Here is an 18,015-nt window from a genome sequence, read left to right on the forward strand (position 1 = left end):
TTTGACGCATGTTACTACAAAACCTAAAGTGGATTCATCCTTACGCATCCCCGATAACGAGGTTTGAATTGTTATGAAGCGACGTTTATTACTGACCGCAATCCTGAGTACGATCTTGATTTTTCCCACTTTTTCGTCTTTAGCCGATACTTCCGGACAATCGCAGAGCGGTGTGGAGCAGCCGGCTGGGGTGTACAGATTCTTACTGGGTGATGCCAAAGTCACTGCGCTGTCCGCCGGCACAGTGGATTTGGATCTGCACAAGCTGTTGCATGGGGCAACGCCAGAGCATGTCGATCAGCTTTTGAAACGAAATTTCCTGGAAAACCCTGTGCGGACATCGATCAACGTGTTTCTGATCGACATGGATGGGCGGCGCGTTCTGGTCGATACCGGAAGTGGCAAACTGTTTGGCGGCAAGGCCAGCCGGCTGATGGACAGTCTGGCGGCGGCGGGGATTCAGCCCGAGCAGATTGATGATGTCCTGATCACACATGCTCATATCGATCATATCGGTGGGTTGGTCCTGGACGGCAAAAGGGTGTTCCCTAATGCAACCATTCACATCAGCGAGCCGGATCTGGCTTTCTATCTGCAACCGGCGCGTCCTGCCATGCCACATGCAGATGCCGTTTCGTCCGACATTGCAGAGAAGATGTTGCGTCCTTATGCCGATGCGGGAAAGGTCAAATCCTTCACCGGAACCACAGTTGTGCTGCCTGGCATTATCGCTACTGTCTTGAGTGGCCATACGCCCGGGAGTACGGTTTTCACACTCGAGAGGCAAGGGCGTAAGCTTAGTTTCGTTGGCGACATGATTCATTCTCTCGTTCAGTTTGATGAACCGGCTTTGACCATTGGTTTTGATACCGATGCTGTCCGTGCCCGAACGGTGCGTGAACAGAAGTTTGCCAGGATTGCAGCGGGGCGTTCGCTGATGGCCGCACCTCATCTTCCTTTCCCCGGCATCGGTCACCTTCGTAAATCGGGGCATGGATATGTGTGGGTGCCGACTAATTACGACGACCGTCCTCTGGCGCTCCTGGATTAAGCCCTGCCGTGCGGCGGCGTGTCGCTACCGACGTTGATTCCGCCGTCCTTGTCACTGATTAATCGTGAAGTCGTTCAAGCATCTGACGCCCGATGTGTTTTATCGGGCGTTTTTCTATTGCGGCGAGGCGTTCTTTAGACGACAAAAGAGGGGGGACTCATAGGTTTCCATGACGTTTGCTCTCTGGATAAGAGTAAAGTGAGCCAAGTCTGATACGGATAGACCGCAAATGCGAGGAAGGGGGTCCGATGGCTTCAAAACTGAGTACGGTAGCGTTTATCATCGGCAATATTTCGGCGTCGGGTAAGCTTTCGGCGAGTATGGTATTTATTGCGCTGAGAAAATGGTGACGCCGGAGATTACGTGATACCCCCCATAATGATGTTTTATCCGGTACCCCAGCCATAAGCGAGTGAAAAGCTGGGTAAGCTATTCCTGTCGAGAAAAAGAACCGTTTTGCCCGTGAATTCCTGAGCCGATGCATATAATATCAACATTCCGCTTGCCTTTTCGTTGGCATTGTGAACAGTGCGCCCACAAAATAAGCAGTTGAAAGCGTTAGAGAACTTTTTGCTATTTCGGGGGGTTGCCAAGGTGGGGGGTTTAGTCCATAATGCAGTCCATCGATTCGGCAGTAACGAAATAAATTACTTAAGAATCAGATGATTAGGATAAGCGATTTTATCATCGCAATCCCGAAGAACAAAACGAAGTGGGTGATTCACCGGCTTTGGCCTGAAAAGGCAAAACAGAATAAAGGCGCGTTAACAAAGCGGTTATGTAGCGGATTGCAAATCCGTCCAGTCCGGTTCGACTCCGGAACGCGCCTCCAACTTTCCCGAGCCCGGGTGGTGAAATCGGTAGACACAAGGGATTTAAAATCCCTCGGCTTATGGCTGTGCGGGTTCAAGTCCCGCCCCGGGTACCAGGGAACGAAAATACCGAATAATCAAAGCAATAAGTAGTAATGTCGTAGACCGCCGAGAGGCGGTTTTTTTGTGCCTGAAATTCGCATTACGCCTGCATTTTTTTCCTTTTTTGTCATGCCGCCACCCTGCCTGCTGGGAGCCCCGCAGGACTCCACAGTACAGATCATAAGAAACCGAACGCCGCGGCGAGGATCCAGCCGAAGACGCAGGAGACGCTGACGCCGATCAGGCCCGGTAGAATGAAGCTGTGGTTGATCACGAAGCGGCCGATGCGGGTGGTGCCGGAGCGGTCGAACTGAATTGCAGCCAGATCGCTGGGGTAGGTCGGCAAAATATAATAACCGTAGCAGGCCGGCGCCGAAGCGACGATATAGGCCGGGTTGACGCCGATCGCCAGCGCCACCGGCACCAGCGCCGCCAGCGCGGCGGCCTGCGAATTGACGAATTTCGACACCAGCAGCAGGATCAGCGCATAGGCCCAGGGGTACTCTTTCACCAGCACGCCCAGCGTGGCTTCTATCTGCGTCAGGTGCGCGCCGAACATGGTTTCCGCCATCCAGGCGACGCCATACACCGCCACGATGGCAATCATGCCGGAACGGAACACCTCGTTTTTAGAGATAGACGCCGGGTTGGTGCGGGTAATGATGACGATCAGCGCCCCGGCCATCAGCATGCACATCTGGATCACCAGAACCATGGAAAGTGGCTTGCCACCGAAGCTGGGCCGCAGGTCGGAAAAAGCCCCCAGCACCGCCACCAGGGCGATCGTGGCGAGGAAAATCCACATGGCGATCCAGTTGCTGCGCGGCAATACCCGGTCCAGCAGGGTGGCGGCGTCACCATAGACGTAGCGATGGTTCTCCGGCACCGAGATGAATTTCTGGAACTCGGGATCTTTGTCCAGGTCTTTGCCGCGGAACCAACTGAAGATACCGATCGCCAGAATGCCGCACAGGGTGGAAGGAATGGTGATCGACAGCAGATCGAGGAATTCCAGATGGCGGCCATTGAAGGTGTAGCTGCTGAGCATCGCCACCAGTGAAACGACTGCCACCGAGACTGGGCTGGCGATAATGCCCATCTGCGCGCCGATCGAGCTGGCTGCCATTGGCCGTTCCGGGCGGATGTTATTTTTGATCGCCACGTCATAGATGATCGGCAAGATGGTGTACACCACATGGCCGGTGCCGCACAGGATAGTGAGAATGCAGGTGACGAACGGCGCGATGATTGAGACATATCGCGGGTTGCGCCGCAGCATCCGCTCGGCGATCTGGAGCATGACGTCCAACCCGCCTGAGGCCTGCAGGGTGGCGGAGGCCGCCACCACCGCGATGATCACCAGCATCACGTCTACCGGCGGTTTGCCGGGCTGCAGGTGAAAGCCGAACACCAGGATCATCAAACCGATACCGCCCAGCAACCCCAGCGCAATGCCACCTTTACGCGCCCCATACAGCAGGCATGCCAATATAACCGCTAATTGCAGAAAGAAATCCATGATAGATACGCCTTAATAATGTTGAACTTAACTGCGTTCAGTTTCCGGCGGCGTTTACAGCAGAAAGTTGTTTTAAATCTAAAGGCATTAATAAATTGTGGTTATTAACCTTAAAGAGTGATGTCGGTCACATTCAAAGAACATAGAGAGCGGGCGGAAAGCGGCATCAGCACGAAAAAGCAAGCCAAGAGGTCAGACCTCTCCTATATGACGGATTTACCACCAGAGGAGAGAGTTATGGATCCGACAAAAATGACGGGGCTGGCGTTATTACAGGCAGCGATGGCCGGCAAAATTCCACCGGCTTCGATCGCTGAAACGGTGCCCATGAAACCGGCCGCGGTTGAAGAGGGATATATCCGCATCGTGGCGCGGGCCGACGAACGCCACCTTAACCCGCTGGGCGGCGTTCATGGCGGCTTCGCCGCCACGGTTTTGGACTCGGTGACCGGTTGCACGGTGCACAGTACGCTGGGCGCAGGGACGGGTTATGGCACCGTCGATCTGCAGGTGAAAATGTTGCGCCCGGTGCCGAAGGAGATTGATCTGATCGCCGAGGGGCGTCTGGTCTATGCGTCGAAAAACGTCGCTTTCGCGGAAGGCACGCTCAAAACGGCGGAAGGGAAACTGCTGGCTTCGGCAACCGCCACTTGCTTTATCATTCGCCCTACCGAACAGCCGCAGCAATAAACTGCCATTTATCAGGCCCCGGTTCTTCCATCCGGGGCCTGATGCATTTCTCTGTCGGCTGCACCGATCGCCGTGATACGGCCGCAGGCGCGATGCGTCATTGTGGTCTAGTATTCTTGGGTAAAAATTTATCGGGGTGAGTATGCAGCCGTATAAAGAGGTTGAGTTTGATCATGAGCTTTGTCTGGCGATCGGCAGAGCCGTATTGGACGTGGTAGCGCAAGGGGAAGAAACCAGCGCGACGTCGGTGATGAGCGCCATTGAGCGGGCGGTGGAACAGGGGCTGAACGACGACGACACCGCCGTTGCCGACGACGCGCTGGATTTGATGGCTCGTCTCATTCACGGCTGCGGATTTATTAATCTATCGGGTGAAGAGGAGACTTCCCATGCATTGGTTGAATTTCAAGCGCTACAAGAGTGACGTCGCCAAACAGGCCGTGCCGCCGCATCTGAATGCCGCTGAATTTGCGCGGCATTATGCCGATAAGCCGCAGGAGAATACGGAAGAGTATCTTTCGCTCAGCGGGGAGATGTGCTGGGATGCGGTGGTGCTGTGCGCCCACCGTTCCGGCGCGCTCAGTAAGGCGAAATACAAGCAACTGTGGCTGACGGTGTTCGATAAGCAGTACAAACATTTCGTCAGCCCTGACGATACCGAGATCCGCACCATGGCGGATATGCTGCGCGCCCCGCAGGGATGTTTTATCGGGATATTCTCCATGCGCGACGCGGCCTCGCCCCGATTGCTGCATGCCATGATCGGCACCGGCGCGGGATTTGCCGCAGGCAATAAAAATCTTTGCATCGGCGTGGGAGGCGCGGTCGGCTGGGAAAATCTCAATCTGGCGCGCGATCTGCGCTGGCAGCCGGAAGGCGGTTTTCTACGCCAGGGCGACAGTGAAGTGCTGCGTATTTTTTATCGGCCTTTCCCCGCCTGAAACGGTCCGGACGCTTTTAGGGTAAAAAAAAACCGCCGTTGGGCGGTTTTTTGCGTCTTATTTGAACCCGCCGCTGCGGATGAAGTCGAGACCGGCGGCGGTGATCCGCGTTTGGTGCGGATCGATATCATAGTTGTTCTCGTCGATGTCGCTCATCACGTAGGCCTGTATCAGCCCCTTGGTTTTGAGATAGGCGAAGGGATCTGCGAAGGCGTGCGGGCTGGTGGCGTCCTGCTTCCACAGTTCGTAAGTTTTCTCATCCAGCGTGCCGGGATGATTGGCGGCCAGTCGGGTCAGGATCTGATTGTAGAACACATAGTCGGTCATGATGCGGTCCTCTTTATCGCGAGCGACAGTCTCGGAAAATGACGTAACGTCTATCAATCATAGCCGATGTTTGCTCGCCGCCTGCGTTATCGCGAACCCAGGCTATCCACGCTGGCTTTCGAACCAGTGAAACAGGCGCGAAATGGTGAGGCTGAGATCGCCGATGTTGAAGAGCGCGCCGAGCCACAGGGTTAGCATAACCAGGATGCCGATGATGACGGGAAGATCCATTTTGCCCATGATAATGTTTTGCAGAGGTGACGGTGCCACAAGGGTAACACCGTTTCCCGGCAGGATAAAATGTGCCGCCGTTATTTCGATTGTGCCGCTGCGGAATGGCGAAGGCCGGCCATCAGGATGACCGGCCGGGTTTCAACAGCCTATCTTGCCGCCAAACGGTCAGGCATAGTGGCGGGCGATATGCTCGGCGGTGGCGATCGTCGTCACATTAGTGGCGACGGAGGGCACGTCGGGGAAAATGGAGGCGTCGACAACCCGAAGCCCGTGCACGCCGTGCACGCGGCCCTGAAGGTCAACGACCGCCTTCGGGTCGCCGGCATTCCCCATCGGCGCGGAGGAGGTCGGGTGATGATAGGTATCCAACGTCGCCGCCATCGAGGCCAGAATGGCCTCGTCGCTGTCTGCGGCAGGCGCAAGCTCGCTGTGGATAAGCGTAGACAGCGGAGCGGTTTGCCCTATTTTTCGCGCCAGTTTAACCCCCTCCAGCAAGCGAACACGGTCACTCTCTTGCGCCAGGAAGTTAAGGTCAATGTGAGGGGCTGCCATCGGATCGCGGCTTTCCAGCCAGATGCGTCCGGTGGATTGCGGCCGGGTCAGCGCCACCGCCAGGACAAAACCGACGCCGGTGGGGCTTTGGTCATGTGGGAACAGATGCGTCGCGGTAATGTGCAGATCGAGCTCCTCCGGTTCCGCCCGGCTGCTGCGGGTCCACAGCTTGGCGCCGATAACCGGCGATTGGCTGCCGATGACGTCGGGGCGGGCTGCGTAGGCATTGTAATAAAAGGGGTGATCGACCAGGTTTTCACCGACGGGCAAATCGGCGACGACGGGGATCCCCAGACGCTTCGACTGTTGCGCAGGCGCAATGCCGGATCGCATCAAAACGGCGGCGCTGCCGTAGGTTCCGGCGCTCAGGATCACTTCAGCGGCATGGATTTCTTCGCCACTGGCCAGGCGAACGCCGATCGCGCGCTGCCCGTCAAATATCACGCGGTCGACCAGCGTATCGGCACGCAGGATGAGATTGTCTCTGGCGCGCGTTTTCTCATCCAGATAGGCCATGCCGGTGTTAACGCGCACACCGTTGACGATATTCATCGGGTAGGGGCCGACGCCATTCGCTGAAGGGCCGTCAAAATCGTCGATGGCGTCATAGCCGTTGGCGCGCGTGGCGGCGACGAAAGCGCGTTGCATTGGCGTGATGTCATCCAATGTGAGTTGCACGACGGGGAAAGGACCGCTATCGCCATGGATTGCGCGGTCGTGCAGGCCATGACGAGTCTCCAGTTTTTTGAAGGAGGGCAGCAGATCCTGATAGCGCCATCCCGGCAGATCCCAGCGTTTGAAATCTTCCGGGCGGGCGCGGATCGCCACGGCGCCGTTGACGCCTGAACTGCCGCCCAGGACTTTACCGCGGATGGCGCCGATCGCGTGGCTGACATAGCCGGGTTCTGTCCGGTATCCCCATTCGAATTCCGGGTCGCCATTGGCGCCGAGCACGTCGCTGTTCGCGATGAGGCGCGGATAATCGTAGGGCGCGTAACTGTGTCCGGCCTCTATCAGCAGGACCCGGCGCGTTGGGTTTTCGCTGAGGCGAGCCGCCATCACCGCGCCGGCGGAACCGCCGCCGACGATGATCACGTCGAAGGTGGATGGCTCGCTGGCGCGTTGGGCCGGTTGTGTTTGCGCCGCCGACGCGGAACTCGATGCGCAAGCGCTGAGCGTGGCGGCGGCTGAAACGGCCAGCGTTTGGGATATCAGCTGACGGCGTGACAGGTCTTTCATGGCGTAGTCTCCAGAGCGGGCGGAAGGTGTGTTCTGCAGACTAAAACTCGGAGATAAAAGCGACAAGCGGGCGAAATTCGAACCTGCTGTTCGCGTTCTGCGAACCTTTCAGGTTGACGTCAGGAAAGGGGACAGCGCGGTTTCCCAACTGGGCGTATGGCCAATGTGCTCACTCAGAAAGTCCACCAGCGCCTTGATCTTGGGGGATGCGCGTTTTGAACGGCGATAGACGGCGGAAATGTCGCCGCCGTCGGGTGAATAGGCGGCCAGCACAATGCGCAGTTCCCCTGCGCGTATCGCATCGGCGGCGATAAATGCGGGCAGGATGGCGAGGCCCAAACCGGCTTTCGCCGCCGCCAGCAGGTGAAAAGCATTATCGGTGCGCAGGCGTTTGCCGATACGAAACGATCGGATCTCGCCTTCGATGGGGAGTTGCAGCATGCCGGTCGGCTCGCGGTGAATATACAGCAACCCCTGATGCTGTTGCAGGTGTTGCGGGTGCGTCGGCGTGCCTTGACGCGCAAGATAGGCTGGGCTGGCGCAAATCAAGTGACGGTTGACGCAGATGCGCTGCGCGATCAGGTCGGAATCCGCCAAGGCGCCGATACGGATGGCGACGTCGAAATTTTCCTGATTCAGATTGGCCAGGCGATCGCTGTACTCCACGTCCAGATTGAGGTTCGGGTATTGTTCCATAAAGGCGGATAACAGCGGCGCCAGATAGCGGATGCTGAACGCCATCGGCGCGGTTAACCGCAGTGGGCCCTGCAGTTGGCCGTGCAGTGTTCGCACCGACTCTTCGGCATCGCTCACTTCGCTTAATATGAGAACGGCGCGCTGATAGAACAGATGGCCGGCGTCGGTCAGCCCAAGCGTTTTCCCGCGTTCGAACAGCACAGTCCCAAGGCGCGTCTCCAACTGCTGGATGCGTCTGCTGACCACCGACTTGGTGGTGCCCAAGCGGCGGGCGGCGGCGCTGATGTTGGCGGCCTCGACCACGGCGATATAGGTCGCCATCTCCTGAAACTGATTCATTCATCTCTCCTTCGGCATCCGCCGGGTCAAGTTACCACTCTGTGCACGCCAGGCAAAAAAAACCACCCGGGCGGGTGGTTTTTGCTTGTCAGAGCGAATCAGTCCAGTTTGGGGTGCTGGTCGATCAGGATCTGTTTTTTCTTTTCCAGTTCGGCGATCTGCGCGTTGATGTCCTCGACTTTCTGTTCGATGTTGTCGTAGGTTTCCTGCAGCAGCTCTTTTGCCTCGGAGCGGTCAGAGGCGGCCGGCGTCGCGCCGCGTAGCGGCTTGTTGGCGGTTTCTTTCATGTACAGACCGGTGATAAGACCGATCACCGCAACAACCATCAGGTAGTAGGCCGGCATGTACAGGTTGCCGGTTGCTTCCACCAGCCAGGCGGCAACGGTCGGCGTCGCACCGGCGATCAGTACCGAAATGTTGAACGAAATCGCCAGCGCGCTGTAGCGAATGTGCGTCGGGAACATCGCCGGCAGGATGGAGGCCATCACCCCGGTGAAGGAGTTGAGCAGCACCGCCAGCACCAGCAGGCCGACGAAAATCAGGCCGATGACGTTGCTGTTGATCAGAATGAAGCACGGGATCGCCAACGCCAACAGGCCGATGCTGCCGCCGATGATAAACGGCTTACGGCCGATGCGGTCACTGGTCAGGCCGATCACCGGCTGCACGAACAGCATGCCGATCATGATGGCGATGATGATCAGAACGCCGTGATCTTCCGAGTAGTGCAGGTTATGCGACAGGTAGCTCGGCATGTAAGTCAGCAGCATGTAATAGGTCACGTTGGTGGAAATCACGATACCGACGCACACCAGCAAACTTTTCCAGTGTTTGGCCGCGATCTCTTTGAACGAGGTCTTTGGCGGATTCTCGATGGCGTTGCGATCCTCTTTCTCCATCTTGTCCACGTGCTGCTGGAACGCCGGGGTTTCTTCCAGCGCATGGCGCAAGTAGAGACCGATCAGGCCCAGCGGCGCGGCGATGAAGAACGGGATACGCCAGCCCCAGTCGAGGAAGTTGGCTTCGCCGACGATACTGGAGATCAGCACCACTACGCCTGCGCCCATCACAAAGCCGGCGATGGAGCCGAAGTCCAGCCAGCTGCCCATAAAGCCGCGTTTGCGGTCCGGTGAGTATTCGGCGACGAAGATCGCCGCCCCGGAATATTCACCGCCGACGGAGAAGCCTTGCGCCAGTTTGGCCAGCAGCAGCAGGATCGGCGCCCAGATGCCGATCGACGCATAGGACGGGATCAGGCCGATACAGAAGGTGCTGACCGCCATGATGATAATGGTGACTGAGAGCACTTTTTGACGGCCGAACTTGTCGCCCATGGCGCCGAAGAACAGACCGCCGAGCGGACGCACCAGGAAGGGGACGGAGAAGGTCGCCAGCGCGGCGATCATTTGTACGCCGGGAGAGGCGCCGGGGAAGAAGACCTGGCCAAGCGCATAGGCGACAAAGCCGTATACGCCGAAGTCGAACCACTCCATTGCGTTGCCGAGGGCCGCGGCGGTAATGGCCTTCTTGAGTTTGCTGTCATCGATGATGGTGATGTCGTTAATGTGCATCGGTTTATGTCGTTTTTTTCTTAACTTCATATAATCATCCCTTAATGAATTATTCGTTGTTCGTGAAAGCGTAATCTCCGTTCACTGTTGTTTTCGAGTTATCAAATCGGCTAATCGAATCGCGGTTCAAGACGATTCATTATCCACATTTAAGTTGAGATGTGGATCACAAAATAGCGTCGCTCATGCCGATGTTATGTCATTTAGGTGACTAATTATTTTGCATCTATAGCTTAACGTTATATCTTGCGGCGATCAAATCCAGCAGTTTAACTTAAGTGTTTGCACCGATTTGGTGCGAGAATGGTCTGATAATTGTGCGATCTGGCGATTTTTCGGCTGATTGATGGTGTTTCCAGTATAGAGAATACGGGAGATAAAACAGGAAAAATTGATGTGTTCGCCGCTAAAAAAACGCCTGGCCAGGTGGCCAGGCCGGTGAGATTACGGCGCCGATGAACCGCCGAATTCGAGATAGATTTTCGCCAGATTCTGGTACTGCGCGAAGCGGTTCTCATCCACCGCCAGTTCCGCCTGACGGCGTTGTTCCTGAGCGTTCAGCCAGTCGGTAATGGTGACGGCGCCCTGTCGGTAACGCACCTCGTTCAACCGCTCCGATTTACGCGCCAACGCCAATGAGGCGCGCAACTGCGTCTCCTGCGCCAGCAGCTGCGTGCGCAGTGACAGCGCGTTGTTCACATCGCCCATCGCTTTGTACAGCGCCTGCTTGAAGGCCAGAACTTGCTGTTCATAGTCGTTGCGGGCGATCTTGATCTCCACGCCCATTTGCCGCCACTGCAGGAACGGCAGCGTCAGGCCGGCGCTGAGGCTGCCCGTCGGGTTGCGCAGGAATTCCAGCAGCGCGCTGCTGCTGGCGCCCAGTGAACCGGTCAGGCTGAACGCGGGATAGTATTGCAGACGTTTTTCATCGACGTTGGCCAGGGCGGCGCGCAACCGCAGCTCTTGAGCGCTGAGATCCGGGCGACGGCTCAGGACGCTGGCGGGAATGCCGGTGTTGATCTGCGGCATCGCCGTCGTCGGCAGGCGCGCGGGCGCGATGGTGGCCTGGCCTGATGGCGCGCCCAGCAGCACCGCCTGTTCGTTCAGCGCCTGTTGACGATCGTGTTGTAACGCCACCAGGCTGCGTTCCTGCGTCAGCAAGTTTTGTTCCGCATTCACTACGTCCAGCGCCGAGATGCTGCCGGCCTGATAACGGGCGTTGGCCAGCCGCAGCGTCGTTTTGGCATAGGCGATGCTCGCCTGGCTGACGCTGATTTGTTGATTGAGAAAACCGATGCGCCAGTAGTTGGTGGCGGCGTCGGCCAACAGCTTCAGGCGCGCCGCCTGCAGATCCTGCACAGAAGCCTGGCTGCTCCACTCGGCCGCGTCGCGCTGGCGCGCCAGCTTGCCCCACAGATCGACCTCATAGCTGGTGGTGAGCGACGCGTTGCTGGTTTTATTCCACGCGGAGGACTCGGACAGCGGGCGATTAATGCCGCTGCCTAATGAGGCGCTGACGCCGGGCGCGGTGCTGATGCCGACGCGTTCTGCCTCGAGCCGCGCGCGGTAAACGCGCAGCGCGGCGGCGGCCAGATCGTTATTGCTCGCCATCACCTGTTGCAGCCAACGATCGAGCTCGGGATCGTGGAAATCGCGCCAGTCGAACGGCGTCGGCGCGGCGTTGTCGGCAGCGTATTGCCACCCCGCAGGATAGTTGACCTGTGGCGCCCGGTAGTCGCTTTTCAGGGCATTGCCGCAGCCGGCGGTGAGCAGGGCGGCGAGGCTTAACGCCAGGGGAGATAAAATTTTCATGGGTTACTCGCTGGCCAATGAAACGACCGGATCCATCCTTGCCGCTTTGCGGGCGGGGAGATAACCGAAGATCATGCCGATTAAGGTTGAACAGAAAAATGCCGTGGCGGCGGCTTGCCAGGAATAGATGGCGGTGAACATGCCGCCCGCCAGCGAGGTGAACAGCGACCCGGCGGCGAACGACAGCGCGATGCCCAAAGCGCCGCCGATCAGACAGACCAGCACCGCCTCTATCATGAACTGTTGCATGATGTCGCTGCGCCGCGCGCCGACCGCCATGCGCACGCCGATTTCGTGGGTGCGTTCGGTCACCGAGACCAGCATGATGTTCATCACGCCCAGGCTGCCGATCACCAGCGCGATGGACGCCACCATCAGGATCAGCAGGCTAAAAGTCATTGACGTGCGTTCGATGGACTTTCGGATTTTATCGAAGTTGTACAAACGGAAATCTTTTACGCCATGGCGTTGGGTCAACAGCTGTGTGATAGCGGTGACGGCCGATTCGCTGGCGACATTGTCCTTTAGCCGAACGGTGATGCCGCTGAGCGTCGGTTTGCCTACCATGCGATACATCACCGTGCTGTAGGGCATCCAAACAGTGATGCGATTGGGCGCGTAGTTGCGATTGCTTTTCGCCACACCGATCACCCGGGCCGGCACCGAGCCGAGAAACACGATCTGGCCGAGCGGCTCGACGCCGAAATCGCCGAACAGCGCCTGGCGCGCATTGTCGTCGATGATCACTTCCTGCAGCGCATTACGATCGTCGCGGAAAGTCACGCCTTGTAACAGCTCGACGCCGTTAACGCGGAAATAGTCGCGCCCGACGCCGGTGATCGAGGCGGTGGCGGATTTGCTGCGAAAACGGATGCTGTCGGAAGCGTCTACTTCCGGGCTGACGCTGTCGACGAAGCTTTGCTGCGCCAGCGCGTCGGCATCGGCCGGCACCAGGGTGCGGATGCTGTCGATGGCGTCGTCGAAGAAATCGCGGCCCGGATAGATGCTTACCACGTTAGTGCCGAGATCTTTGAGGTTTTCCAGCGTGCGCTGTTTGGCGCCTTCGCCCAGCGCCACTACCGTGACCACGGCGGCGATGCCGAAGATGATGCCGGTCATGGTCAGCGCGGTGCGCAGACGATGAGCGTTCATCGCTTTCAGCGCCATGTGCAGCGATTCGCGGGTGCGGTCGATCAGGCGTTGCCAGCCGCTTTGCCGGCTGCGGTTCGGCGGCGGCAACGATGGGCCGGACGCCGACTTGCGGCCGCTGTCAGCGATGATCTTGCCGTCTTGCAGTTCGATGACGCGCTGCGCATGTTGCGCCACTTTCATATCGTGGGTGACGATCACCACGGTATGGCCGCGCTGATTCAGTTCGCTCAGGATCGCCAGCACTTCCTGGCCGGATTGGGTGTCCAGCGCGCCGGTCGGTTCGTCCGCCAGGATGATCTCACCGCCGTTGATCAGGGAGCGGGCGATGCTGACGCGCTGCTGTTGGCCGCCGGAAAGCTGGCCGGGCTTGTGGTCTTCTCGTCCCTCAAGCCCCAACCGCGCCAGCAATTGCGCCGCCCGCTGCCGACGCTGATCGCGCCGGGCGTTGGCGTAGATGGCCGGGATTTCGACGTTGCCCAGCGCGCTGAGATCGGGCATCAGGTGATAGCGCTGGAAGATAAAACCGATATGTTCGCGGCGCAGGCGGGCCAATTCGTCCGGCGACAGGTGGGCGGCGTTTTGGCCGCTGATGTAGTAATCGCCGCGATCCGGCACGTCGAGGCAGCCCATGATGTTCATCAGCGTCGATTTACCGGAGCCGGAGGCGCCGATGATCGCCACCAGCTCGCCGGCGGCGATGGTCAGATCGATGTCTTTCAACACCGTTAACGCTTGACCGCCGTTGGTGTACGTTCGGCTGATGCCTTTTAGTTCGATGATCGCGTTCACAGGAAGATGCCATCCTCAGCCGATTTGGCGGCGGGCTGCGACAGCACCACGGTTTCACCGGCTTTCAGGCCGCTGAGGATCTGAATGTCGACATTGTTGGTGATGCCGGTGGTCACTTTGCGCGTTTCCAACCGCTGGTCCTGGGTCAGCACCTGCACCTGCTGCTCTTTGCCACCGATTTTATGCACCGCCTGGATCGGCACCAGCAGGGTGTTCTTCGCGTCGCCGAGCAGCAAGGACACCTGCGCGGTCATGGCGATGCGCAGGCGGTTTTCCGGGTTTGGCACGTCCAGCAGCGCGTTGTAATAGACCGAGGCGTTCGAGGTGCCGGAGCCGGAAGCGGAGCTGGTGCCGGCGAGCGAGTCGTCTTTCATCACCGATTCCGGTGCCAGCTCGATAGTGCGCAGCGTGGCGTCGTAGCGTTTATCCGGATCGGAGAAAATAGTGAAGTAAGCCTTTTGTCCCGGCGAAATGCGGGTGATGTCGGCTTCGGAGATCTGCGCCTTGATGGTCATCATATCCAGCCGCGCCAGCTTGACGATGGTCGGCGCACTTTGGCTGGAGTTGACCGTTTGTCCCTGCTGCGTGACCACGGCGATAACAATGCCGTCCATCGGCGCAACCACGCGGGTATAGCCCAGATCGATTTTTTTCTTCTCGACTTCGATCTGCGATTGCACCAACTGCGCATTGAGCGCCTGCAGATCGGCGCGAGTGGTGGCGAGCGAGGCTTCGGCGGTCTCGAAGTCTTCCCGAGAACTGGCTTCGTCGTTCAGCATGCGGCGCTGGCGTTTGAAACGCGACTCCGCCTGTTTCAGCAAGGCCTGTTTGGCTAACATATTGGCTTTGACTACGTTCAGCGCCGCTTCGGCGTTGCGCAGATCGTTGCGCTGTTGCAGATCGTCGATGTCGGCGATCGGTTGCCCTTTGGTGACGCGATCGCCCAGCTTGACCTTCAGCGATTTGACTTCGCCGGAGACGCGGGCGCCGACGTTGACGCGTTCGATGGCATCCAGCCGCCCGGTGGCCAGCACGGCGTTTTCGATATCGCCCAGGCGGGCCGGCGCGGTAACGTAATCCTGCTGCGGCGGGCGTTGCCAAAAGATGGCCAGCGCGACGGCGACGGCGATGAAAACGATGGCGGCGATCAACGCCAGACGGCGGGAGGGGAGTTTCAGTGATGACATACCCAGGTTTTCCATAACGATAAAAGCGGCGGTTCCAGTCTGCCATCATGGCAGCGCCAGCTTGAACTGTCGCTAAACGTGAGGCGCTTTCCCGCTGGAAAGGGGATAGTAAAGGCTTTCCCGTTAAAGATCACGGTGAGTTATTATCCGCCGGGTGTGCAACCGGCTGCGTTGGGCGTTATACTGGGTAAAAAACCAGTATTCATTCATCAGCAGGATAATGCCACCGCCATGATGCCAAACCGCCTCGAGCCAGAACTCGACAGTTATCAATACCCGGAGCACCTGCGCGCCTGCCTGGCGCCGTTGCCTAAAGGGCCGGGCGTGTATGTGTTTCACGGTCAAAGCGAGAGCCTGCCGCTTTACATCGGTAAAAGCGTCAATATACGCAGCCGGGTGATGGCGCACTTCCGCGCGCAGGACGAGGCTAAAATGCTGCGCCAAACCCGACGCATCAGCTTTATCGAGACCGCCGGTGAGTTGGGCGCATTGCTGCTGGAGGCGCAGTTGATCAAACAACAACAGCCGCTGTTCAACAAACGTCTGCGGCGCTCGAAACAGCTGTGCGCGCTGCGCTTGCAGGCTGATGCGGTGACGATTGCTCACGCCAAAGAGATCGACTTCGCCGTCACGCCCCATCTCTACGGGCTGTTTGCCAATCGCCACGCCGCGCTGGAAAAGCTGCGCGCCATCGCCGACGAGCATCGTTTATGTTACGGCAAGCTGGGGATCGACAAGCTGCCGGCGGGGCGAGCCTGTTTCCGCTACAGCCTGCGCAAGTGCGCGGGCGTCTGCTGTGGCGTGGAGTCGGCGCAGGAGCATGCGCTGCGGCTCAGCGCGGCGCTTGAGCAGCTGCGTATCACCTGTTGGCCGTTCGCCGGGCGCGTGGCGCTGGAGGAGCAGGGCGAGACGCTGCGTCAGTACCATGTGATCCACAATTGGTTTTATCTGGGCTCGGTCGGCAATCTGGCGCAGGCGGAGCGGCTACAGAGCGCGGCCAGCCATTTCGACAGCGATGGCTACAAGATTTTGTGCAAGCCGCTTATCGCCGGCGATTACCCGATTATTGAGCTGCTATAAGGCCATAACGCTGGCGATAACCTAAGACTTATCCGTAAAATCAGGGCATTATGCTAAAAAAGCTTGAGTCCATAATGTTGTTATGGATAATAACGCCCCGGAGCGAAGGAACGCGCTATTAACTCAGTTGGCAGAGTGATTGGTTTTATAATGGCTTGTTTTGGCTTGAAAATTGATAGACGCGGGTTCGAGTCCTGCATAGCGCGCCAGCTTTCTTTCACTTCATCTCATCGCGCTTACCGTAAAGCGCACCCGGGTTGATTTGCACTATCGGCTCCTCGTTGGGATTTTCGGGTGTGCTTTACCGTAACCGCTGGCTTTCCTTCCTCTTTCTCTCTCGATCCTTTGCTAAACTGTAATCAGGCAGGCTTGCTGCCCGGCAACAGGAGGTCGATATGTCCCACTCCGAGCAACTGCAGGAACTCGTGCAACGCGTCGCCGCCCTCGAGGCGAGAGAGAAGGCGCTGACCGCCGCGTCCAACGCTTACCAGGCGATTATCACCACCATGTTGGGCAATATGGAGAAGACTGAACGTGATCGCATCATCGCGATGATCGATCAGGCCCATGAAATCGCCTACGCCCGCGCCATTCAACGCAGCAACGAACCGCAAAAGCAGAAAATCAAACAGGCCGACGACGTAGCCCAGCGCATGTTCATGTTTGCGCAAGGCAAAGCCGCTCAACCGCGCTGAAGCCGAACTATAACAGTTGCCGCCATTAAGTTGGTTAACTGATCTACCCTGCAAAACTGTACTTGTGTTACTTTTAGCGGTGAGATTTGATGGCAATGCTGTTTCCAGCATAAGGTTGTAACGATGGACGCGATTAAAAGCATCTTGGTTAAAGAGATTGAACAGATCAATCGGCGCGAAGGGCGCGACGGCAAGCCGCGCTTCAACAGCGAATTCGCCCGCACTCACCGCTATTTGTGCCTTGCCATGTTCGCCGGTTACTTCGCGGTGATCGCCGTGATGTATCAGGTGCCGTACATGGGGATGTATGCCTTCCTCGGCTTCACCGCCTTTGTGCTGTTCATGTTCGCCATGCTGCTGATAGAGATCCGGCCGGTCTACCGCTTTGAAGACATCGGGGTGCTGGATCTGCGAGTGTGCTATAACGGCGAGTGGTACTTCACCCGCGCGCTGTCGCCTTATGCGGTGCAGCAACTGCTGGATGAGCCGTCCATCGGTGCCGCGTTGAAACAGAAGATGCGGGTGATCATCGGCAACAAGGGCGAAATCGACTTCTACGACGTGTACGACATGGCCTACGGAAAAAAGCCGCAGGATGAGCCATCGCAGCTGGCGGCGGCAAACTGAAAGGTTTCCGGCCGGCGGCTTGTCGATTATACTCAGCGTTTGAACGCGAAGCAGAATGAGGACCAAGCGATGAGTGATGATATTTTCGATTTTGATATCGATGCCGAACTGGCGAAAGCCGAAGAAAAAGCGGCGCAGAAGGTAAAAGAGGTCCCTGAATTCCTCGAAGACGAAGCGGACTGCGAAGGTTGCAAGATCTGATCGCCTGACCCATAAAAAAACCGCCGCGGCGGTTTTTTTTATCTCTGAGCGTCCTCGGTATCAATCCAGCATGAATCCCCAGATGAGGAATGCCGCCACCAGAATCAGGCAAAGTGCGGACACCGTCACCAGTATTTTCCCCAGAATGTCTTTTTCTTGTTCCCGCTGCGTCACGTTGAAATTATCCAATTAAAAGTCTATGGACCAAACCGGCGATGCTGAGATCGAGCGCCGCTACGCCCAGCGCCATAATCATCATCACCGAAAGAAATCGAGTCTTGCCGTTCACATCCCTAATCCCCGTTGGCGCCGCTGTTAAATTGTTTTTATATCAAACGGATATAATTCAGCGACGCCGTACTTCATGCATCATGATAGTGATTAAGAACGTTCTTAAGG

Annotated in this window: 18 protein-coding genes and 3 tRNA genes; 11 read left to right on the top strand and 10 right to left on the bottom strand. The window is 57.7% G+C overall.

Annotated features, from left to right (window positions below):
- Window positions 1-73 precede the first annotated feature (73 nt).
- The 3 genes from HWW83_RS02905 (at window position 74) to HWW83_RS02915 (ending at window position 1,979) form a co-directional block, all read left to right on the top strand.
- Window positions 74-1,051 carry an MBL fold metallo-hydrolase gene (locus HWW83_RS02905; protein WP_176588972.1) on the top strand — a complete coding sequence of 326 codons (978 nt, stop codon included), beginning with the start codon at window positions 74-76 and terminating at the stop codon, window positions 1,049-1,051.
- Between the two features lie 758 nt (window positions 1,052-1,809).
- Window positions 1,810-1,883, top strand: a tRNA-Cys gene (locus tag HWW83_RS02910).
- A gap of 10 nt (window positions 1,884-1,893) precedes the next feature.
- Window positions 1,894-1,979 (top strand) — tRNA-Leu (locus HWW83_RS02915).
- A gap of 164 nt (window positions 1,980-2,143) precedes the next feature.
- Here the strand turns inward: HWW83_RS02915 and HWW83_RS02920 are convergent.
- Window positions 2,144-3,484 carry an anaerobic C4-dicarboxylate transporter gene (locus HWW83_RS02920; RefSeq protein WP_033642641.1) on the bottom strand — a complete coding sequence of 447 codons (1,341 nt, stop codon included), beginning with the start codon at window positions 3,482-3,484 and terminating at the stop codon, window positions 2,144-2,146.
- Between the two features lie 237 nt (window positions 3,485-3,721).
- On the opposite strand from HWW83_RS02920, the gene HWW83_RS02925 reads away from it, so the two are divergent.
- From HWW83_RS02925 to HWW83_RS02935, 3 genes are all read left to right on the top strand, one after another.
- Window positions 3,722-4,174 carry a PaaI family thioesterase gene (locus tag HWW83_RS02925; RefSeq protein WP_176588973.1) on the top strand — a complete coding sequence of 151 codons (453 nt, stop codon included), beginning with the start codon at window positions 3,722-3,724 and terminating at the stop codon, window positions 4,172-4,174.
- A gap of 142 nt (window positions 4,175-4,316) precedes the next feature.
- Window positions 4,317-4,598: a hypothetical protein gene (locus HWW83_RS02930; protein WP_033642643.1), complete on the top strand. Its 282-nt coding sequence runs from the start codon at window positions 4,317-4,319 to the stop codon at window positions 4,596-4,598.
- Window positions 4,564-5,115 carry a hypothetical protein gene (locus HWW83_RS02935; protein ID WP_033642644.1) on the top strand — a complete coding sequence of 184 codons (552 nt, stop codon included), beginning with the start codon at window positions 4,564-4,566 and terminating at the stop codon, window positions 5,113-5,115. Before HWW83_RS02930 ends, HWW83_RS02935 begins: the two co-directional genes overlap by 35 nt.
- 57 nt (window positions 5,116-5,172) lie before the next feature.
- Here the strand turns inward: HWW83_RS02935 and HWW83_RS02940 are convergent, their stop codons facing one another.
- The 8 genes from HWW83_RS02940 to etsA all read right to left on the bottom strand — a co-directional run bounded on the left by HWW83_RS02940 (window position 5,173) and on the right by etsA (window position 15,013).
- The gene (locus HWW83_RS02940) at window positions 5,173-5,442 is read right to left on the bottom strand and encodes a hypothetical protein (protein ID WP_033642645.1); all 270 of its coding nucleotides are present in this window, start codon (window positions 5,440-5,442) and stop codon (window positions 5,173-5,175) included.
- A gap of 102 nt (window positions 5,443-5,544) precedes the next feature.
- Complete coding sequence (locus HWW83_RS02945) at window positions 5,545-5,712, bottom strand: hypothetical protein (RefSeq protein WP_159085273.1); 168 nt, start codon at window positions 5,710-5,712, stop codon at window positions 5,545-5,547.
- A 129-nt stretch (window positions 5,713-5,841) separates the two neighbouring features.
- Window positions 5,842-7,467, bottom strand: coding sequence for a GMC family oxidoreductase (locus HWW83_RS02950; protein ID WP_046686837.1), 1,626 nt, complete (start codon window positions 7,465-7,467; stop codon window positions 5,842-5,844).
- Window positions 7,468-7,575: 108 nt separating this feature from the next.
- Window positions 7,576-8,502, bottom strand: a complete 927-nt coding sequence (locus tag HWW83_RS02955) for a LysR family transcriptional regulator (RefSeq protein WP_103101169.1) — start codon at window positions 8,500-8,502, stop codon at window positions 7,576-7,578.
- Window positions 8,503-8,600: 98 nt separating this feature from the next.
- The gene (gene proP / locus HWW83_RS02960) at window positions 8,601-10,103 is read right to left on the bottom strand and encodes a glycine betaine/L-proline transporter ProP (RefSeq protein WP_025302375.1); all 1,503 of its coding nucleotides are present in this window, start codon (window positions 10,101-10,103) and stop codon (window positions 8,601-8,603) included.
- 414 nt (window positions 10,104-10,517) lie between these two features.
- Complete coding sequence (gene etsC / locus HWW83_RS02965; RefSeq protein WP_103101170.1) at window positions 10,518-11,885, bottom strand: macrolide efflux RND transporter outer membrane subunit EtsC; 1,368 nt, start codon at window positions 11,883-11,885, stop codon at window positions 10,518-10,520.
- Window positions 11,886-11,888: 3 nt separating this feature from the next.
- Window positions 11,889-13,826 carry a MacB family efflux pump subunit gene (locus HWW83_RS02970; protein WP_033642649.1) on the bottom strand — a complete coding sequence of 646 codons (1,938 nt, stop codon included), beginning with the start codon at window positions 13,824-13,826 and terminating at the stop codon, window positions 11,889-11,891.
- Window positions 13,823-15,013 carry a macrolide efflux RND transporter periplasmic adaptor subunit EtsA gene (gene etsA / locus HWW83_RS02975; protein ID WP_458296274.1) on the bottom strand — a complete coding sequence of 397 codons (1,191 nt, stop codon included), beginning with the start codon at window positions 15,011-15,013 and terminating at the stop codon, window positions 13,823-13,825. The genes HWW83_RS02970 and etsA overlap by 4 nt, the downstream gene beginning before the upstream one ends.
- Window positions 15,014-15,244: 231 nt before the next feature.
- Between etsA and cho the strand changes: the two genes are divergently transcribed.
- The 5 genes from cho (at window position 15,245) to HWW83_RS25630 (ending at window position 17,616) form a co-directional block, all read left to right on the top strand.
- The gene (gene cho / locus HWW83_RS02980; protein ID WP_176588974.1) at window positions 15,245-16,093 is read left to right on the top strand and encodes an excinuclease Cho; all 849 of its coding nucleotides are present in this window, start codon (window positions 15,245-15,247) and stop codon (window positions 16,091-16,093) included.
- 112 nt (window positions 16,094-16,205) lie between these two features.
- A tRNA-OTHER gene (locus HWW83_RS02985) sits at window positions 16,206-16,302 on the top strand.
- A 186-nt stretch (window positions 16,303-16,488) separates the two neighbouring features.
- Window positions 16,489-16,788, top strand: a complete 300-nt coding sequence (locus HWW83_RS02990; protein WP_096242127.1) for a sigma-S stabilization anti-adapter protein IraP — start codon at window positions 16,489-16,491, stop codon at window positions 16,786-16,788.
- 123 nt (window positions 16,789-16,911) lie between these two features.
- The gene (locus HWW83_RS02995; protein WP_047026308.1) at window positions 16,912-17,415 is read left to right on the top strand and encodes a YlaC family protein; all 504 of its coding nucleotides are present in this window, start codon (window positions 16,912-16,914) and stop codon (window positions 17,413-17,415) included.
- Between the two features lie 69 nt (window positions 17,416-17,484).
- A complete protein-coding gene (locus HWW83_RS25630; RefSeq protein ID WP_015377413.1) occupies window positions 17,485-17,616 on the top strand; it encodes a hypothetical protein in 132 nt (43 codons plus the stop codon).
- A 60-nt stretch (window positions 17,617-17,676) separates the two neighbouring features.
- Here HWW83_RS25630 and HWW83_RS25635 read toward each other — a convergent pair whose 3' ends face one another.
- The gene (locus tag HWW83_RS25635; RefSeq protein ID WP_033642652.1) at window positions 17,677-17,805 is read right to left on the bottom strand and encodes a hypothetical protein; all 129 of its coding nucleotides are present in this window, start codon (window positions 17,803-17,805) and stop codon (window positions 17,677-17,679) included.
- Window positions 17,806-18,015: the final 210 nt, after the last annotated feature.

It is taken from the genome of Serratia ureilytica (assembly GCF_013375155.1).
Lineage (GTDB): Bacteria > Pseudomonadota > Gammaproteobacteria > Enterobacterales > Enterobacteriaceae > Serratia > Serratia ureilytica.